Annotated in this window: 1 protein-coding gene; it reads left to right on the plus strand. The window is 63.6% G+C overall.

Going from position 1 to position 1,092, the window contains the following annotated elements:
- Positions 1–1,092: S1 RNA-binding domain-containing protein (locus D6694_05960; GenBank protein ID RMH44318.1), on the plus strand; the 1,092-nt coding region annotated here is incomplete at both ends.

A 1,092-nucleotide genomic window follows, 5' to 3' on the forward strand; every position in this document is an offset into this window, starting at 1 on the left:
CATCGAGCAGGAGCGCGCCGAGCGCCGCGCCAAGCTCCTCGAGGAAATGCAGCCGGGCGACATCCGCAAGGGCACCGTCAAGAACATCACCGACTTCGGTGCCTTCGTGGACCTCAACGGTCTCGACGGCCTGCTCCACATCACCGACATGAGCTGGGGCCGCATCGGCCATCCCAGCGAAATGCTCAAGGTCGGCGACGAAATCGACGTCGTCGTGCTGGACATCAACCGCGAACGCGAGCGGGTCAGCCTCGGCCTCAAGCAGAAGACCGAGAATCCTTGGGAACGCATCGAGGAGAAGTACCCGGTCGGCAGCCGCGTCAAGGGCAAGGTCGTCAACCTCGTCCCCTACGGCGCCTTCGTGGAACTGGAGCCGGGCGTCGAGGGCCTGGTCCATGTCACCGAGTTGTCCTGGACCAAGCGCATCGCCAAGGCCAGCGACGTCCTCGAACAGGGCCAGGAAATCGAAGCCGTCGTGCTCGGCGTCAACCGCGAGGAGCAGAAGATCTCCCTCGGCATCCGCCAGTTGGAAGCCAACCCGTGGGAGAAGGCCGCCGAAAAATATCCCCCCGGCACCCGCATCAAGGGCAAGGTCCGCAACCTCACCAGCTACGGCGCCTTCATCGAGCTGGAGGAGGGCATCGACGGCATGGTGCATGTCTCGGACCTTTCCTGGACGCGCAAGATCAACCACCCCTCCGAGGTGCTCAAGAAGGGGCAGGAGGTCGAGGCCGTGGTGCAGGAGGTGGACGTGCTCAATCAGCGCATCTCCCTGAGCATCAAGCACCTGACCGAGGATCCTTGGGAGCACATCGACAAGTACTACAAGGTCGGCGACCTGGTCAAAGGCAAGGTCACCAAGCTCGCCAGCTTCGGCGCCTTCGTGGCCTTGGATCACGACATCGACGGCCTGGTCCACATCTCCCAAGTCAGCGAGGAACGCGTGGACAAGATCAAGAACGTCCTCAAGGTCGGCCAGGAAGTCACCGCCCGCGTCATCAAGGTGGACCGCGCCGACCGCCGCATCGGCCTCTCGATCAAGGCCGCCGAGTACACGCCCGAACAGCTCAAGGCCGAGCAGGCCATGCTCGA

The organism is Gammaproteobacteria bacterium (genome assembly GCA_003696665.1).
Classification (GTDB): domain Bacteria; phylum Pseudomonadota; class Gammaproteobacteria; order Enterobacterales.